Genomic DNA, 18,533 nt, shown 5'->3' with positions numbered 1-18,533 from the left:
TTAATTCAGTGAAATAGTTTGTTTATAGGGGATAAAGTGGTTTTTCTCTCAATTTCTCTTTTGTTTTTAAGCAAAAAAATTGACAAAATCTTTCATAATTTGTGAAATTCCGCTATAATAAACAAGAATATGCGTGCAACTATTCTATTTTTTAGATATAAAGGATGAGAAAAACATGCGGAAAATGAAAACAATGGATGGAAATGCTGCAGCAGCTTATATTTCCTACGCCTTTACAGAATTAGCAGCCATTTATCCAATAACACCAAGTTCAACGATGGCTGAGCTTGTTGATCAGTGGTCGGCCGAAGGTAAGAAAAATATCTTTGGTCAACCTGTGAAAGTAGTTGAAATGCAATCGGAAGCTGGTGCTGCCGGCGTGGTCCATGGCTCTTTAAAAACTGGCGCGCTTACCACGACCTATACGGCTTCACAAGGGTTACTTTTAATGATTCCTAATATGTATAAAATAGCTGGAGAACTATTACCATCTGTTTTTCATGTGGCGAGCCGAGCTTTAACTACGAATGCTTTAAATATTTTTGGTGATCAAGGAGACGTAATGGCCGCACGCCAAACAGGCTTTGCTATGTTGTCAGAAAGCAGTGTGCAAGAAGTGATGGATTTGGCACCAGTGGCTCACTTGGCTTCGATTGAAGCGAGTGTTCCATTTATGAACTTTTTTGATGGCTTTAGAACAAGTCATGAAATTCAAAAAGTGGCAGTTCTTGACTATGAAGAATTAGCACCCTTAGTAAATCAAGAGAAATTAGCCGAATTCCGTCGTCGGAGCATGAACCCGAATCACCCTTCCGTTAGTGGAATGAACCAAAATCCAGATATTCACTTTCAACAACGAGAAACAATAAATCCTTATTATGAAAAATTACCTGGTATTGTTCAAAAATATATGACAGAAATTAATCGATTACGGGGCACCAATTATGATTTGGTGACGTATTATGGCGCAGAAGATGCGGAAGAAGTGATTGTCACAATGGGTTCAGTTGCGCAAACAATTGAACAGACGGTTGATTATTTACAAGAACAAGGAAGAAAAGTTGGCTTCCTTAATGTCCATCTTTATCGACCATTTCCAGTTGAAACATTTCTTGAAAAAATACCACAATCAGTTAAAGCAATTGCTGTCTTGGATCGGACGAAAGAGCCCGGTGCTGGTGGCGAACCGTTATTATTGGATGTCCAAAGTGCGATGTATGAAGCGGACATTCGCCCAACGATTATTGGTGGGCGCTATGGTTTAGGTTCTAAAGATGTGCTGCCAAATCAAATTGTTGCGGTTTTTGATGAATTAATGAAAGAACGTTCTGCCATGAAGAAGCGTTTTACAATTGGGATTGATGATGATTTAACTTATACTTCATTAGAAGTTGGCAAACCACTTGATTTGACGAATCCGAAAACCTATCAAGCTAAATTTTGGGGCTTTGGTTCTGATGGGACAGTAGGGGCGAACAAGTCAGCAATTAAGATTATCGGTGATCATACAGACAAGTATGCACAAGGATTTTTCTATTATGATTCAAAAAAATCAGGCGGGTTGACCGTTTCTCATTTACGTTTTGGCGAGACGCCTATTCGTTCAACGTACCTCATTGAACATTCTGATTTTGTGGCTTGTCATACAGCGGCTTATTTGCATACTTATGATTTAGTAAAAGGGTTAAAAAAAGGCGGTACTTTCCTCTTAAATACCATTTGGAATGATGAACAACTAGCACGATTTTTACCCAATCAATTAAAACGGTATCTAGCTGAAAATGAGATTCAGTTTTATACAATCAATGCAGTGAAATTAGCTAGTGAAGTCGGACTAGGCGGGCGAATTAATACCGCGATGGAAACAGCTTTCTTCAAATTAGCGGAAATTATGCCTTTTGAGCAAGTGTTGCCAATTTTAAAAGAAGAAGCACTGAAAAGTTATGGTCATAAGTCCATGAAAGTTGTCGAAAAAAATATTCAAGCAATCGATAAGACCGTTGAATTGTTGCATCAGGTACCTGTTCCAGCAGAGTGGAGAACGCTTGAAGTTCAACCGCGAAAACGTTCAGAAAATGTTAGTGATTTTGTTCATGAAATTGTGGAACCGATTAATCGTCAAGAAGGGAATGCGTTATCTGTTGCGACACTAGCGAAAAATGGGATGACAGATGGGCGGATGCCTTTGGGAACTGCGGCAGTTGAAAAACGTGGAGTTGCATTAGAAGTACCTGAGTGGATTAGCGATCGGTGTACTATGTGTAATGAGTGTGCCTTTGTATGTCCTCATGCGGCGATACGACCATTCTTAGCCGATGAAGAAGAAATGACTGAAGCGCCAGAAGGATTCATTGTGCGTGATCTACGTGGTGCCGACGGCTTGAAGTATCGTATCCAAGTCTCAGTCAAAGATTGTACTGGCTGTGGTCTTTGTGTTGAAGCCTGTCCAGCTAAAGGCAAAGCTTTAGTAATGAAACCTTATGAAGAAGAAAAAGAGCAGGCTATGAACTGGGCGTTTGCTATGACGTTACGTCAAAAGGAAAACCCAGCAAAACCGAATACTGTTTTAGGTTCGCAATTTAATAAACCTTTATTAGAGTTTTCTGGTGCTTGTTCTGGTTGCGGCGAAACACCTTATGTTAAATTATTGACGCAAATGTTTGGTGACCGAATGCTGATTGCTAATGCAACAGGTTGCTCATCGATTTGGGGGGCTGCAGCGGGTGTGACACCTTACACTACTAATGAACAAGGACAAGGTCCAGCTTGGTCAAATTCTCTTTTAGAGGATAATGCCGAGTTTGGTTACGGCATGTTGTTAGCAACGCAAGCGCGTCGCGAACGTTTAGCTAGTAAAATGACCAAAGCTTTTTCTGTAGCCAGTGATTCTTTACGTTTATTGATGGAAGATTGGATAGCACATCTGTCCGAAAGTGAAGGTACGCAACAACGTGCAGCTAAATTATGTGCAGCTTTGCTTGAAGAAAAAACGAATCAACCTTTATTGGAAGCAATTTATGACGATCAAGATCTTTTTGTTAAACCAAGTCAGTGGATGATTGGTGGGGACGGATGGGCTTACGATATTGGCTACGGCGGGATTGACCACGTGTTAGCTAGTGGCGCGGATGTAAATATGTTAGTTTTAGATAATGAAGTCTATTCCAATACAGGTGGCCAAACTTCCAAAGCAACTCCTGCATCAGCGATTGCGAAATTTGCTGCCAGTGGGAAATATGCCTCTAAAAAAGATTTAGGGATGATGGCAATGACTTATGAAAATGTCTATGTCGCTCAAATTGCCTCAGGTGCAAACCAAATGCAGACGATTAAAGCTTTTGAAGAAGCAGAAAAATTCCCTGGACCATCGATTATTATTGCTTATACACCATGTATTACACATGGTTTAGCAGGTGGGATGAGTCAAACCTTGAAAGAAGCGAAAGACGCAGTTCATTCAGGTTACTGGTCTTTATATCGCTATAATCCATTATTGCGAGAAAAAGGCAAAGAACCAATGACATTGGATTTCAAAAAACCAGATTTTTCATTAATGAAAGAGTTTATGCGCCAACAAGTTCGCTTTGCATCCTTAGAATCTAGTCAACCAGATACAGCGGAATTGTTATTTAATAAAACAATTAATGATGCTAAGAGACGGTTCTATAATTATGCTCGTTTAGCTGGTCAAGAAGAAAAAATTCGAGCAAAACTAGAAAAACAAAGTGAACCAGAAATAACTGCGCCAGAGAACGAGAAGCCACGAGTGAAAAAAGAACGCGTAGTTGATCCGGAAGCGGAAGCAAGAAGGGCTGCCCGCCGCGCAGAACGAGCAGCCAAGAGAAAACAACGTGAGCAAGATTAAATAGAAGTCAAAAAAACGTGTCTGAGCTTTTTGCTTGGACACGTTTTTTAGTTAGAAATGCGATTTTTTGATGAAAAATTTCAAGTTATTTGAAAAAGTTCCTAAATTTTTTTGATGTTTCCGCTTGCGTTCTGTGATGAAAGAAAATAATGTGGTATACTTGTTAGGAAATCTTGAGAGAGAAGTGAGGGGTATGATGTCGTTTCAATTGAATCAATTATTAGATTTGAATTATTGGCAGCAAGTCATCTCAACGGATTTCTTATCTAAGGATTTTGTTATCAATATCATAGATATCCTAGTCGTATGGTACCTCGTTTACAAATTAATCATGCTTGTTCGTGGAACAAAAGCAGTCCAACTATTAAAAGGTGTCGCTGTTTTTATCATTATCCGCATTCTAAGTGAGATAATTGGTCTACATACATTATCTTGGTTAATGAATCAAGTCATCATGTATGGTGTAATCGCCGCGGTTGTTATTTTTCAACCAGAAGTGCGAAGAGGGCTGGAACATCTAGGGAGAAGTTCGTTTTTCCGCCCGAATAAAGGTGCGCAACAAGAAGATGAGCGTATTATTCAGGCCTTTGACAAAGCCATTCAGTACATGTCAAAACGGAAAATTGGTGCTTTGATAACCATTGAACGCAATACTGGTTTAGATGAATACATTGAGACAGGTATTGATTTGGATGCTGATATTACTGGTGAATTACTGATTAATATTTTCATTCCAAATACACCACTACATGATGGTGCAGTGATTATCAAAAATGAAAAAATTGCTGTTGCTAGTGCGTATTTACCGCTATCAGAGAGCAATTTAATTCCAAAAGAATTTGGAACGCGCCATAGAGCCGCAGTCGGTATCAGTGAAGTCAGTGACGCCATTACGATTGTTGTTTCTGAAGAAACTGGTGACGTTAGTTTGACATTGAACAATGAATTAATTCCTGGTCTAACGCAAGAAGAGTATTTAACAATTTTGCGTAAGGAGTTAATTTCGGAATCATCGGAAGATAAAAAAAGTGCTTTGCAGCATTTTATCGATGATGTAACAAAGGGGGTTAAACGCAAATGAGAAAAGCCTCCCAAAAAAGCTGGTTTAATGGTTTGCTTTCATTGCTGTTTGCATTGTTGTTATTTTTTAATGCCAATGCAACAGGCAATAATCCCTCCAATTCAGGTTCAAGCCAAACGTATAGTGAAACATTGAATAATATTCCGGTCCAAGTCCAATACGATAAAGACAAATATTATGTCTCTGGATTTGAAGAGAGTGTGAATGTTCATTTACGTAGTGCGAACCGCATTCAATTAAACATGGAATCAAATGCTGACACACGAAATTTCCAAGTGGTCGCAGACTTAACCAAATTGCCATTAGGGACTTCGGAAGTGCCTTTGACAGTGCGGGGACTAAGTTCAGCTGTTACAGCTGAAATTGAACCAAAAACAGTGACTGTAACGATTGAAAAGAGAGTAACAAAAAAATTCGATGTAGAAGCACAACTTTCTGATAATATTGAAAAAGAAGGCTACAAAGTAAAAAATATTTCTGTAGATCCAAAAACTGTAGAAGTAACAACTGGAGAAGAAACAGCGAAAGCAATTGACAAAGTGATTGCGCCAGTCTCAAGTGCCAAACAAACAATTGATACGATTAAACAAACGGTAAATGTCCAAGCGCTAGATGCCAAAGGTCAAGTCCTAAGTATCGAAAATCCAGCACCACAAGTCAAAGTAACAGTAGGCTTAACCGCGCCAACGAAAGATGTACCACTGAATGTTAGTATGACAGGTACGCCACCTGCTGGGATCGCTCATTACAATTATAGTTTATCGACGTACCAAGTTAGGGTCAGTGGCCCGCAATCAATTTTAGATACGCTAGAATCAATTGAGGTACCGGTAGATATTTCTGATATTCGCAAAGAAACAAAACAATCAGTGACTATTCCCATTAATGGAGAATACGTAGTTACACCAGATGAGGTTGACGTTTCTTTGAGCCCCGTGTACAATCAACAACAGTCATCAAATACAAATGAAACTTCAGGGGAACCTGCAAGTTCAACAACGGTTGGCTCAGGTAGCCAAGCAGTACAACCAAGTACATCCAGTCAAGTAGAATCAAATACTTCTGAAACAACAAGTGAGGGATCAACAGTAGAAAGTACAACTGCTGGTTCAACTGAAAATACAGAGAATCAAGTGACTAAGGAGAATCAAAATGGGTAAATATTTTGGAACAGATGGTGTAAGAGGAATTGCAAATAAGGAGTTAACACCTGAATTAGCTTTTAAATTAGGGCGTTACGGTGGTTATGTGTTGAGTCAACATGAAGATAGTTCAAGAAAACCTCGTGTTCTCGTAGGGCGCGATACACGTATTTCAGGTGAGATGTTGGAACAAGCATTGATTGCTGGATTATTATCAGTCGGAATTGAAGTTTTCCAATTAGGGGTGATTTCAACACCTGGTGTAGCATATCTTACTCGTTTACAAAAAGCATCTGCTGGCGTAATGATTTCAGCTTCACATAATCCTGCGGAAGACAATGGGATTAAGTTTTTTGGGGCAGACGGCTTCAAATTAGTAGACGATCAAGAAGCAGAAATTGAAGCATTGTTAGACGCAGAAGAAGACACCTTACCAAGACCTTCTGCAGAAGGCTTAGGCTCGTTAGATGAATTTCCAGAAGGCTTACTAAAATATTCGCAATTTTTAGTTCAAAGTATTCCTGGCGATTTAGCGGATATGACTGTTTGTTTAGATGCTGCCAACGGAGCAACCGCAACAGCAGTCAATCGTGTCTTCGCAGATTTAGAGACAGATTTCTATACAATGGGAACAAGTCCTAATGGCTTGAATATCAATGATGGTGTGGGTTCCACTCATCCTGAAGCTTTAGCAGAAATGGTTGTTGAAAAAGGCGCCGATGCTGGTTTGGCTTTCGATGGAGACGGCGATAGAATTATTGCAGTCGATGAATTAGGACGAATTATCGATGGTGATAAAATCATGTATATTTGTGCCAAATATTTAGCTGAGAAAAAACGTTTGAAAAAAGATACAATCGTTACAACAGTGATGAGTAATCTAGGTTTCCATAAAGCTGTAGAAGAAATTGGCTTAAAAGATGTGGTAACGCAAGTGGGTGATCGTTATGTTGTAGAAGAAATGCGTAAAAATGATTACAATTTTGGTGGCGAACAATCTGGTCACATGATCTTTTTAGATTACAACACAACAGGTGATGGCATGCTTTCAGGGATTCAATTGTTGAATGTTATGAAGCAAACGGGCAAAAAATTATCTGAATTAGCGGATGAAGTGACGATTTATCCACAAAAATTAGTCAATATTCGTGTCACAGATAAAAATGGTGCAATGGAAGTTCCGGCAATCAAAGCGGTTGTCGAACAAGCAGAAGCAGAAATGAATGGCGAAGGTCGTATTTTAGTTCGTCCTTCTGGAACAGAACCATTGTTACGTGTGATGGCCGAAGCGCCAACACAAGAAAAAGTTGATTATTACGTTGATAAAATTGCTGAAGTAGTACGTGCAGAAATCGGCGTTGAATAAGAACAAATTAGAAACCAGACACTTAATGCTAGCTTGCGTTAAGTGTCTGGTTTCTTTGTTGGAAATCAAAAAAAGAAAATAGCTAATAAGCTCCGTCTATCATTGACATAGAGCGGTTAAAAGGGTACTATTTTAGAAGTAAGATGCACCGTGTATCTTCTTTTTTTATTTGATAAAATCAAGAAGGGAGCGGCTGTAAATCAATGGAGTTATAGAATGGAGGAGCGAAATGAAAGAAAAAATGTCTGTCAAGACAATTGTAGCAATTGGAATTGGCTCTGCAGTTTTTGTTATTTTAGGTCGATTCGTTGTAATTCCAACTGGGATTCCTAATACGAACTTAGAAACGTCGTATCCATTTCTTGCTTTAATGTCAGTTGTTTTTGGACCAGTAGCTGGAGGGCTAATTGGTTTGATTGGTCACACATTAAAAGATTTTACCACGTATGGTAGCGCTTGGTGGAGCTGGATTATTTGTTCAGGAATTATTGGTATTATTTTTGGCTTCGCTGGTCGTAAAATGGATCTTCAACATGGTGAATTTACAACAAATGACATGGTGCGTTTCAATATTTTCCAAGCCTTTGGCAATATCGTCGTTTGGGGCTTAATCGCGCCTAGTTTGGATATTTTGATTTATAGTGAACCCGCAAGTAAAGTATTTACACAAGGCGTATTCGCGACTGTTTCAAATATTGTCGCTGTGGGGATTATTGGAACATTGTTGATGAAAGCTTATGCATCAACAAGAACAAAGAAAGGCAGTTTATCAAAAGATTAAGAAACTGTCGAAATAATTTAAATGGTTAAGGGTCTGCCCTAGTAATTACTTTGCTAATGCTCAGACCCTTTCTTTTATGGAGAAACTGAGGTGAGGCCGAATGAAAAAACCAATCATTACTTTTAATAATTTTTCCTTTCAATATCATAGCCAATCTGAACCGACATTAAAGGGGATTCAATTAACCATCTATGAAGGAGAAAAGGTTTTAATCGTTGGGCCTAGTGGTAGTGGTAAATCAACATTGGCGCAATGTATCAACGGGTTAATTCCCAATATTTATGAAGGTGAGATTCAAGGAACAGCTACGGTTGCTGGTAAAAATATCCAAGAAACAAGTCTATTTGATTTGTCTTTTGATGTAGGAACTGTTTTGCAAGATACCGATGGGCAGTTTATCGGTTTAACGGTTGCTGAGGATATTGCTTTTGCTTTAGAAAACGATGCAGTTGAACAAGCAGAAATGAAAAAAGCGGTCCACAAATGGTCCGAGATTGTTGAGCTGAATCAGTTATTGCAACACCGTCCACAAGATTTGTCAGGTGGTCAAAAACAACGTGTATCTATGGCGGGCGTTCTAATTAACCAATCAAAAATTTTACTTTTTGATGAACCTTTGGCTAATCTTGACCCACGAGCGGGACAAGAAACAATGACTTTGATTGACACCATTCAACAAGAAACAAAAGCGACCGTTTTAATAATAGAACATCGCTTAGAGGACGTTCTTTGCGAATCAGTTGATCGAATTATTGTCATGAATGAGGGCGCAATTATTTCTGATACAACACCAGATGAATTGTTACGTCAAGATACGTTGACCCAACAAGGGATTCGTGAACCTTTGTACGTTACAGCCATGAAATATGCTGGGATTGATTTAACAAAAGTTAGTCATTTAGACAAATTAGCCGAAGTATCAGGCGAAACGGTTTTGCCTAAAATGACACAGTGGTCTGTCCAACCTAGTTCAGTTAGTGCGGTCAAAGGAGCTGAACTATTACGTTTGGAACAAGTGTCCTATCAATATGATCGTCACGGTGAAAAAGTGTTAGATGACTTCTCAGTAACTATTCATCATGGAGAAATGATCAGCGTTGTAGGAAAAAATGGTGCCGGGAAGTCTACACTTTCTAAAATAATTTGCGGGTTCATCACGCCTCAATCGGGCAAGATTTTATTGGAAGGCCAGGATTTTTCCAATTATTCAATCAAAGAACGTGCAGATAAAATTGGTTATGTGATGCAAAATCCCAATCAAATGATTTCTAAAAAAATGATTTTTGAAGAAGTAGCTTTAGGATTAGTTTTACGAGATGTGCCACAAGCAGAAATTGAGGAACGTGTGACGAATATTTTACATATTTGTGGGCTGTATCCCTTCCGGAACTGGCCGATTTCTGCGTTGAGTTTTGGGCAGAAAAAACGGGTAACTATTGCATCAATCTTAGTTTTAGAACCTGAATTATTAATTTTAGATGAACCAACAGCTGGGCAAGATTTTAAACATTATACAGAAATGATGACATTTTTAGAAGAATTGAACCGCTTAGGTGTGACTATTTTAATGATCACTCACGATATGCACTTAATGTTGGAATATACAACACGTGCGTTAGTAGTTTGTGATGGACGTTTACTAGCAGATGCGACTCCAGTTGCTGTTTTAACAGATGAAAAATTAATTCAAGCAGCTTCTTTAAAAGAAACGAGCTTGTTTACCTTTGCTAAAGCGTTAGGCTTGGAAAATCCCTTGCTATTTACGGAAAAATTTGTTGCTTACGATCGTGAGGTGCGTTTTGGATGAGTGAACGACAAATGTTAGGCTATCATCCTGATTCAACCTGGATTCATCGCTTAAACGGCACAAGCAAATTAGTCTTTTTAATCGTTGTCTCTGTGGCTTGTATGACCACGTATGATACTCGTTATCTGTTAGGAATGTCTGTGGTTTCGCTTGTTTTGTTAAAATTATCAAATATTAAATGGCATCAAATATCTTTTGTTATTAAATTTATTGCTATTTTTTCTTTGTTAAATATCTTAACGGTTTACCTTTTTGCACCTGAATATGGGGTTGATTTATATCAATCACGTACCGTGATTTGGGAAGGAATCGGACGGTTTACTTTGACACAAGAAGAATTATTTTATGAATTTAATTTAGTTTTAAAATATTTCTGTACGATTCCGTTGGCATTAATCTTTTTATTAACAACAAATCCTAGTGAATTTGCCTCCAGCCTGAATCGAATTGGTGTGAGTTATCGGATTAGTTATGCAGTAGCGCTGGCTATTCGTTATATTCCCGATATCCAAGAAGATTTTTTTAATATTTCTTTAGCACAACAAGCGCGAGGCTATGAGATGTCTAAAAAGGGACGGTTAGGCCAACGAATCAAAGGCGTAGCACAAATCGTTTTACCCTTAATCCTATCTAGTTTAGATCGAATTGAAACTGTGAGTACCGCTATGGAATTAAGGCGTTTTGGTCAAAAGAAAAATCGAACGTGGTATGCGCAACAACCTTTTCATCTGCGTGATTTTTCGGTAATGTTACTTGCCTTATGCTTATTAGGAATCAGTTTCTGGTTGTTCCATGTGAATGGTGGCCGGTTTTATAATCCATTCCAATAAATAACAAATTGATAAGGTTCTATAAATAGAACGGATATTTTTTTATTATTAAGAATCTAGTACTTTCTCTTACCATGAGTGTACTAGATTCTTTTTTTACAACTTTAAAGAACTAGACCAATTTTCGTTTTTTAGATTTTTGTTGACAAGCTCCTACTTTTAATTGTATGATTGTTTATGTTTCTACGGAATATATTTAAAAAGGAGGTATATAGACCAATATTTGATAGCGCCAGACCTGAACGTTCAGGTGACGAGGAGAGAGCTTATCGAAGATTCGGCGGGTGGCTCTAGGGACTGCACTCTACAGATAACAAAGAAAAACTAATTGTGAAGTTAGAACAAAGCGGTTATCACGCAGGTAGAAACATATAATGGGATTTGCTAGTTAAACAGGACCTAGTAAATACAGAATTTCAATTGGAAAGTAGGAATTAGCATTATGTGTGGAATTGTCGGAATGATTGGAAAAGAAAATGTCACGGAAAGTTTGATTCAAGGATTAACAAAATTGGAATATAGAGGTTATGATTCTGCTGGGATTTGTGTGAATGATCAAAGCCAACAGCCCCATGTAGTTAAGGCAGTTGGGGGCATTGCCGATTTAGCAGCAAAATTAACGCCAGAAATCGATGGAACAGTTGGTATTGGTCATACTCGTTGGGCCACTCATGGCGAACCAACTGTCGCCAATGCACATCCCCATGTTTCAAGCGATCAACGCTTTGCATTAGTGCATAATGGTGTCATTGAAAACTTTGAAGAATTAAAAGAACAATTTTTAAGTGGTGTTCACTTAATTGGTGATACAGATACTGAAATCGTCGTTCAATTAATTGCTCATTTTGCTGAAAATGGTTTTTCAACAAAAGATGCTTTTAAAGCGGCTTTAGCCGAAATTAAAGGTTCATACGCTTTTGCATTAATGGATAAAATGGACCCCAATACTATCTACGTAGCGAAAAATAAAAGCCCGTTACTTATCGGTCTAGGTGAAGGCTTTAATGTTATTTGTAGTGACGCGATGGCGATGATTAAAGAAACCAATCAATTTGTTGAGATTGTTGATGGTGAAATTGTAACTGTTACAGCGGACAAAGTAGTAATCGAAACGCCAGAAGGACAAGTAATCAACCGAGAACCTTTTGAAGCGCAATTAGATTTAAATGACATTGAAAAAGGAACATATCCGTTTTATATGCTCAAAGAAATTGATGAACAACCTGCAGTGATGCGCAAAATTGTTCAAGCGTATACTCAAGGTGAAAAAGTGACTTTAGATGAGGCGTTACTTGAAAAAATTAATCAATGTGACCGAATTTACATTATTGCTTGTGGGACAAGTTATAATGCAGGTTGGGTCGGAAAATCTTTAATTGAAACGATTGCCAGTATTCCTGTGGAAGTTCATTTATCAAGCGAATTTGGCTACAACATGCCTATTTTATCTGAAAAACCGTTCTTCATTTTCTTAAGTCAAAGTGGTGAAACGGCAGATAGCCGCCAAGTACTGGTACAGGTTAATGAATTAGGGCATCCATCACTTACATTAACAAATGTTGCTGGCTCAACATTATCACGTGAAGCGGACGATACCTTGTTATTATACGCAGGACCAGAAATTGCTGTCGCTTCCACCAAAGCTTATACTGCTCAAATCGCTGTCTTAGCTATTTTAGCAAAAGCAATTGGAGAAGAACGCCAAACATTAGCAGCCGTCTCATTTGATGTGGCTCACGAATTGAGCGTGGTAGCAGCTGTCATGGAAACCTTGATTGATGAAAAACAACAAATGAAAGCCTTGGTGGAAGATTATCTGACGTATACTCGAAATGCCTTCTATATCGGGCGAGGAGTCGACTATTATGTGTCGATGGAAGCGGCCTTGAAGTTGAAAGAAATTTCCTACATTCAAGCAGAAGGCTTTGCGGCAGGTGAATTGAAGCATGGAACGATTGCCTTAATTGAAGAAGGAACACCTGTGATTGGGATTGTGACAGATGCCAAAGTCGCAGCCCATACAAGAGGCAATTTAAAGGAAGTCGAAAGTCGTGGAGCAAGAAATATTGTGATTGCCTTGGAATCCTTGGCAAAACCACAGGACCAACTAATTATTCCAGATGTTCATCCGTTACTTTCTGCCTTAGTTAGCATTGTTCCAGGCCAATTATTAGCGTACTATGCAACCTTACAAAGAGGCTACGATGTTGATAAACCAAGGAACTTAGCCAAAAGTGTAACTGTTGAGTAAATCAAGAACCTGAGAGAAAGATGTTTAACGGGTTCTCATAAGTTTTAATATCTGAGGTCGGGACAGAAGCGTTTAACTCCGAGAAATAAGAAGGAGTTGCTTCTGTTCCCGCCGTTTATAAGTTTTTGAGCGTGGAGCAAAAATCCAAAGTGATTTTTGTCCCACGCTCAGATATTTTTTATAAAAGAAAGATATTCAGTCAAAAATGAAAGATTCCAAAGAAATTCTTTTTTTCCGTTGAAAACTGTTTGCATTTTAGCAAAATTAGATATAATTAATAAGAACCGAAAAATAAGAATTAGCCAGTGAGGTAACTTTGTTTGAAAGAAAGCAAAAAGTAGGTTAAGCTGAAAAGTGCTAATTTATTTAACAAAAAAAGATTGTGAGTTGTTTGATATGGATCAGTTTAGTACATTAACTGAACAAGAATTTACTACCTTTGCAATGACACATCCTGCAGGTAACTTTTTAGAAACACCCGAAATGAAACATTTATTGGAACGACGTGGCTGGCATTGTGAATACGTTGGCGTCAAACGAGAAGGTCAACTAATTGCTGCGTGTATCCTAAGCAAGAAAAAAGTCAAAATTGGTTATGCTTTCGACATTGACGGCGGAATTTTGATGGATTATACAGATAAAAAATGTGTAGAAGCCTTTTTCATAGGCTTAAAAAAATATGTGAAAAAAAATGATGGCCTTTATTTAACCTTTACTCCCAATAAACAAATTTGTTTACGTGATTTTAATGGCGGTGAAGTTGAAAAGGTCAATCAAGAAACATTTGACTATTTCACATCAATTGGTTTTGAACACCAAGGGTTTGATGTGCACAATTTTGATGGCGCGCCACGTTGGCTGTTTGTCAAAGATATGGCTGGATTAACAGAAGAAGAGCTCTGGAAATCTTATGGAAAAGATGCTAAATATGACATCAAGAAAACATGGGAATATGGAGTAACAACCCGAGAACTTCGTTACGAAGAGCTACCTCTCTTTAAGAAATTAACGGAAGAAACAAGTGCACGACGTAATTTTGAAGATAAGGATTTAGCTTATTACCAAGCTGTTTATGAAGAGTTTGGCGAACGAGCGAAATTTATGGTGGCGGAACTAAACTTTGCTACTTATTTAGAAAATCTTCATGAGAAATTACGCAAATTACAAGAGACGCTCAACGAAGTCAATGAAGCGTTAATTGCCAATCCTAAAAGCCGTAAAAAAAATAACCAGAAACGTGAATTTGAAGATGAAGTTCGTACCGTGCGCAAACGGATTGACGAAGCTAAAGAAATGAAAACATCAGATGAACCTGAAATTTTAGCGGGCGCCTTATTCATTGTTCATCCACAAGAAGTGGTTTACTTGTTTAGTGGTACGTATGAAAAATATAAACAATACTATGCACCGTATTTAATTCAACATAAAATGCTAACTTACACAGTAGAAAATAACATTCCCAAATATAATTTTTATGGCGTTGACGGTGTCTTTGATGGAAGTGATGGGGTTCTTAAATTCAAACAATCCTTTGGCGGTCATGTCGAAGAATTAATGGGCAATTTCCAATGGAAAGCCAAACCAATGAAATATGCCTTATACCACGCATTAAAAACAATTAAAGAAAAAGTCTAAAATTAAAACCTAATCCTTAAAAAGGAATGGACAAAGTGAGGCGTTTAAATGGAAAATCAAGTCGAGGTTATGACGTATGCACAGTTAAAAGAAATTATGCAGGCGTTAGAAGCAAACGAAGCGATTACAGAAGATACAAAAGTCTTTATTGATACAGGCTGGGATAGCGTGCAAGAAGTAGCCCCAGATGCGGTCAGTATTGAAAAAGTTGCTAAATTTACAGTAGCAGATGTTTTAACAAACGAAAGTTTTGCTGGGTATAGTTTAGAAGAAAAGGCGGAGAAGATGAACGCTGAGGGCGACCTAGAAACGGCAATTATTATTCGTAATCTTTACTAAAAAAGTCCGTTTGAATAGTTAAAATCGAGGTCGGGACAGAACCGTTTAGCTCCGAGCAACGCGTAGTGTTGGTTCTGTTCCCGCCGGTTATCAGGTTTTGAGCCTGGAGCAAAAATCCAAAGTGATTTTTGTCCCAGGCTCATCTGCTTTAAATAAGAAATAAAGGAGGTTAGATATGAGTACCATTCATGAATTTCCAAAAAACTATGAACGTTTTATTGCACAAGGAGAAGAAGCACTTGTAGAACATAATCAGATCGCCGCTTTAGAAAATTTTCAACAAGCCTATCAGCTACAACAAACGCCGCCAGTAAACCAAAAAATTGTCCAATTATTGTTGGAAATGGGTGAAGCTGACGAAGCACTAGCATTGGCAGAAGCGTTCCAAGAGACTTATTTTGAGAACCTTGAAACAGCGGCAATTTATATGCAAATTTATAGTCAAAGTCGTCGCTTTATTGAAGGGTATATTTTATTGAAGCAATTACTTCAAACTAAAAAAATAACGCTAGCACAACAAAAAACGTTAGAACAGCAATTAATGCAAGTGGAAGAGGCGTATCAACAATTAGAAACGCAGCAAATTCAAGCAATTAAAAGGAACTTGTTAGTAAGCGATCAATTGCCCGTTTATCAACAATTAGCGAACATTAAAACCAGTTTATATTTGCCTAAACCAGTATTTGTGGAAGTCGCAAAAGATTTAGTTATGAACCAAGCACTTAGTTATTTTGCTCGGGAATGGTTCATTGAAGAATTAGCACTGTTGCAATTTTCAGAACCACTGACTTTTCTTTGGTATGACAATCAGCCTCAGACAGTCTTACTAGAAGGAAAAAATGGACCGTTAAATACGCCGATCTATTCCGAAATTTGTACTGAACTTAGGAATCGTTTAGAAAATGATGATCCAATTATGCTGCAGCATTTGGAAGAAGAAATTCGGTTGCATCTTGCCTATTTGTATCCATTAGCAGAGACGGTTATTTCAGATCCAACTATCTGGGTCTTGGGTTATTTGGCAACCTACTATCCTGAATATATTGAAAAAGAATTGACTGAAGCAAAAGGCCATCAAATCGCTGCTGTTCAAAAAGTTCAACAGGCGATACGAACGGCATTTACACAAATAATGCTTTAAAAAATGGCACGTCCTAAAAGCGAGGACGTGCCATTTTTTCGGTTTCAGAAATTTGCTGAATCTGCTCTAATTGCTTTTCTTGACTGATTATTGCGGATAATAGAAAAAAGCAAGACAGAAAAAAGTAAAAAGAATTCCTTGAATCAAGCAAATCACAACGAACAATGGTGTTGCTCCTGGAAAAGAATCAGAAATCCGTGTAATTAAAAATTCAACTAACCATAAAATCATTGAAAATAAAAATAATTTTTTCTGACGAGTTCTCATAGTCCGCAACAACCTTTCTGGTGATTTTCACTTCTCTATCATAACATAGAAAACGAACTGTTTTTTCTCAAAAATTTTGTTACCTCATAAGAAAAATGGGAAATAAGCAAGTTTCAGGAAGTACTAGCTTTACCCGAAAAGAATACTTAATCCATCTTAATCAAACCATACAGTCACGTTTATTGCAAAAGAAGTGTTTTTGGATGGAACAAATTATTTCATAAACACAAATATTTCTTTGTTGTTTGTATAAATGTCATAAAAGTGATTATTTACTACTTTTTGATTTTTAGACATATCCGTATCTTTCAGTGGTGCCATCTCTACTCCTAAATTCGATGAAGTATTGAACCAAACGTAATTAGGGAAGTATAGACCGTCATTTGGTGGCACGATTTTTGAAAGAATTGGGTAGTTTCGACTTGTATTAGCATAAACAGTTGAATTTTTGAAAAACGTATTTAAATAAACTTTTTTTCGTTCGTTTGTTACAACATTTTTTAAATCATCTGTTAAAACAGCTGCTTGGCGATTGAATGCTTCTTTTTGATAGTTTAATGTGGAAGAATACACCAAAACAAACGATAAAATATAATAAGATAACAAGCTGGCCACAAGTAACGAAGTTAGATAAATTGCTTTCACTTGTCGATTGTTAAATAAACTTAACATGCTGATTGTAACGAAAACAGCAAATCCGTAAATATAGCGAGGCGCATCACCTGCGATATTTCTTGAATAGACAATAAAAATACCAAAACTTAAGAGAGAAGCAAGTCCTAAATATAAGATACAATAAAGGAAACTTAAGCATAAGTTGATTTTGCTATTTGATAGATGACTAATAAAAAATAAAACAAGCAGTAGGAGCAGTAATAAGAGCCATAAACGATTACTCTGGTTCAATAGCTCTGAAAAATAATGGTAACTATTTTGATAAGCCACACTGGGAATATCGTGCAAACTTGGTAAGGCCTGACTGCCCCCAATGTTGTTTTTTGCGGAAGGTACAAATTTTAACTCGATAAGGTAGCTGACTATAGAAAGTAGATAAGCGATAGCAGCAAGTGCGACTTTTTTACAAAGAGCAATGAAATTTTCTCCAGCAAGTAACTGCTTGAAAGTAAGGAATAAGACGATAACTATATAAATTCCTGACGAGGCTTGGTAAGTATTAAACATAACAAACAGTGAAAAGACAGAAACCAAGAAAAACGTAAAAGAATTACGCTGCCACCAATAAAAAGGAAGAAACGAACAAAAAATACTCAATGCCATATAGGGACTATCAAACCTGAAACTAAGACATTGGAGGAACCAAGGATTGAGGCCAATTAAAGTAGCTACTAAAGAGGAACCCCAGCTAATTTTTTTGTCATTGATGATATAAATTGCCAGTATGCTTGTGAGAGATAAGATAAGACCTGTTAGAATCGGTGTGGTCAAACCCAGATCTGTCAAATGACGACTTCCTTGAACAAACCATGAGAGAAATTCACTGCCCCAACGTGCGTAAGTCGTACCAAAATCTGTCATTCCAGCGACTTGGCGAGCATTATCATCTAAGTAAGGGAAATTGATAATGCCGATGGATAAAACTGCCACTTGATAAATTAAAATGATCAATAGAAGATAGGCTTTATTTTCAATACACCAATTCTTTAAATCAAATTTTTTTGATTCTGTAGGTAATTGTTTCATCATTGTACTCCACTCCAATAATTATTTAACAATTAAAATATACCATAACGAGTGGAATGAAGAAATTGCTTTTGTTATTTTCTCATCTTGACAGAACACTAAGTGTAGGCAAAACAAAAAATCCCAACTCTTTATTAAAGAGTTGGGATTTTACCAAAAAGCCACCTGCCGGGCTTGAACCGGCGACCCCCACCTTACCATGGTGGTGCTCTACCAACTGAGCTAAGGCGGCGTTTTTAAAGGCTACACTGCGACGAGTAATCGTCAAAGTTCCTTTTGAAAAATCGTACAAATCTCGTGCACAAGAAATAGAATAACGTATAGACG

Annotated in this window: 13 protein-coding genes and 1 tRNA gene; 11 read left to right on the top strand and 3 right to left on the bottom strand. The window is 37.6% G+C overall.

The window, feature by feature from the left end; genetic code table 11:
- Positions 1 to 133: 133 nt before the first annotated feature.
- The 11 genes from nifJ to IGK54_RS08630 all read left to right on the top strand — a co-directional run bounded on the left by nifJ (position 134) and on the right by IGK54_RS08630 (position 16,238).
- Complete coding sequence (gene nifJ, locus IGK54_RS08680) at positions 134 to 3,865, top strand: pyruvate:ferredoxin (flavodoxin) oxidoreductase (protein WP_174090056.1); 3,732 nt, start codon at positions 134 to 136, stop codon at positions 3,863 to 3,865.
- A gap of 196 nt (positions 3,866 to 4,061) precedes the next feature.
- Positions 4,062 to 4,946 (top strand): diadenylate cyclase CdaA, encoded by an 885-nt coding sequence (gene cdaA / locus IGK54_RS08675; RefSeq protein ID WP_002389035.1) that lies wholly within the window; start codon positions 4,062 to 4,064, stop codon positions 4,944 to 4,946.
- On the top strand, positions 4,943 to 6,106 hold the full coding sequence (locus tag IGK54_RS08670; protein WP_002366928.1) for a CdaR family protein: 1,164 nt from the start codon (positions 4,943 to 4,945) through the stop codon (positions 6,104 to 6,106). The genes cdaA and IGK54_RS08670 overlap by 4 nt, the downstream gene beginning before the upstream one ends.
- The gene (gene glmM, locus IGK54_RS08665) at positions 6,099 to 7,454 is read left to right on the top strand and encodes a phosphoglucosamine mutase (RefSeq protein ID WP_002356936.1); all 1,356 of its coding nucleotides are present in this window, start codon (positions 6,099 to 6,101) and stop codon (positions 7,452 to 7,454) included. Before IGK54_RS08670 ends, glmM begins: the two co-directional genes overlap by 8 nt.
- A gap of 229 nt (positions 7,455 to 7,683) precedes the next feature.
- Positions 7,684 to 8,235: an ECF-type riboflavin transporter substrate-binding protein gene (locus IGK54_RS08660; RefSeq protein ID WP_002356937.1), complete on the top strand. Its 552-nt coding sequence runs from the start codon at positions 7,684 to 7,686 to the stop codon at positions 8,233 to 8,235.
- Between the two features lie 100 nt (positions 8,236 to 8,335).
- Positions 8,336 to 10,042, top strand: a complete 1,707-nt coding sequence (locus IGK54_RS08655) for an ABC transporter ATP-binding protein (RefSeq protein WP_430602902.1) — start codon at positions 8,336 to 8,338, stop codon at positions 10,040 to 10,042.
- Positions 10,039 to 10,872 carry an energy-coupling factor transporter transmembrane component T family protein gene (locus tag IGK54_RS08650; RefSeq protein WP_002359933.1) on the top strand — a complete coding sequence of 278 codons (834 nt, stop codon included), beginning with the start codon at positions 10,039 to 10,041 and terminating at the stop codon, positions 10,870 to 10,872. The genes IGK54_RS08655 and IGK54_RS08650 overlap by 4 nt, the downstream gene beginning before the upstream one ends.
- A 442-nt stretch (positions 10,873 to 11,314) precedes the next feature.
- Positions 11,315 to 13,123 carry a glutamine--fructose-6-phosphate transaminase (isomerizing) gene (glmS, locus tag IGK54_RS08645; protein WP_142956986.1) on the top strand — a complete coding sequence of 603 codons (1,809 nt, stop codon included), beginning with the start codon at positions 11,315 to 11,317 and terminating at the stop codon, positions 13,121 to 13,123.
- Between the two features lie 396 nt (positions 13,124 to 13,519).
- On the top strand, positions 13,520 to 14,758 hold the full coding sequence (locus IGK54_RS08640) for an aminoacyltransferase (protein WP_430602900.1): 1,239 nt from the start codon (positions 13,520 to 13,522) through the stop codon (positions 14,756 to 14,758).
- Positions 14,759 to 14,806: 48 nt separating this feature from the next.
- On the top strand, positions 14,807 to 15,097 hold the full coding sequence (locus tag IGK54_RS08635; RefSeq protein WP_002359936.1) for a hypothetical protein: 291 nt from the start codon (positions 14,807 to 14,809) through the stop codon (positions 15,095 to 15,097).
- Between the two features lie 175 nt (positions 15,098 to 15,272).
- Positions 15,273 to 16,238: a hypothetical protein gene (locus tag IGK54_RS08630; protein WP_002384324.1), complete on the top strand. Its 966-nt coding sequence runs from the start codon at positions 15,273 to 15,275 to the stop codon at positions 16,236 to 16,238.
- Positions 16,239 to 16,325: 87 nt separating this feature from the next.
- On the opposite strand, the gene IGK54_RS08625 is transcribed toward IGK54_RS08630, so the two are convergent.
- From IGK54_RS08625 to IGK54_RS08615, 3 genes are all read right to left on the bottom strand, one after another.
- A complete protein-coding gene (locus IGK54_RS08625; protein WP_430602898.1) occupies positions 16,326 to 16,505 on the bottom strand; it encodes a hypothetical protein in 180 nt (59 codons plus the stop codon).
- Between the two features lie 213 nt (positions 16,506 to 16,718).
- Positions 16,719 to 18,209, bottom strand: a complete 1,491-nt coding sequence (locus IGK54_RS08620) for a glucosyltransferase domain-containing protein (protein WP_142956985.1) — start codon at positions 18,207 to 18,209, stop codon at positions 16,719 to 16,721.
- A 156-nt stretch (positions 18,210 to 18,365) separates the two neighbouring features.
- A tRNA-Thr gene (locus IGK54_RS08615) sits at positions 18,366 to 18,438 on the bottom strand.
- Positions 18,439 to 18,533 lie beyond the last annotated feature (95 nt).

Origin of the sequence: Enterococcus sp. DIV2384 (genome assembly GCF_050534975.1) — a bacterium.
Lineage (GTDB): Bacteria > Bacillota > Bacilli > Lactobacillales > Enterococcaceae > Enterococcus > Enterococcus faecalis.
Note: the sequence above shows the minus strand (reverse complement) of the source record. Positions and strands in the feature narration are given on the sequence as shown.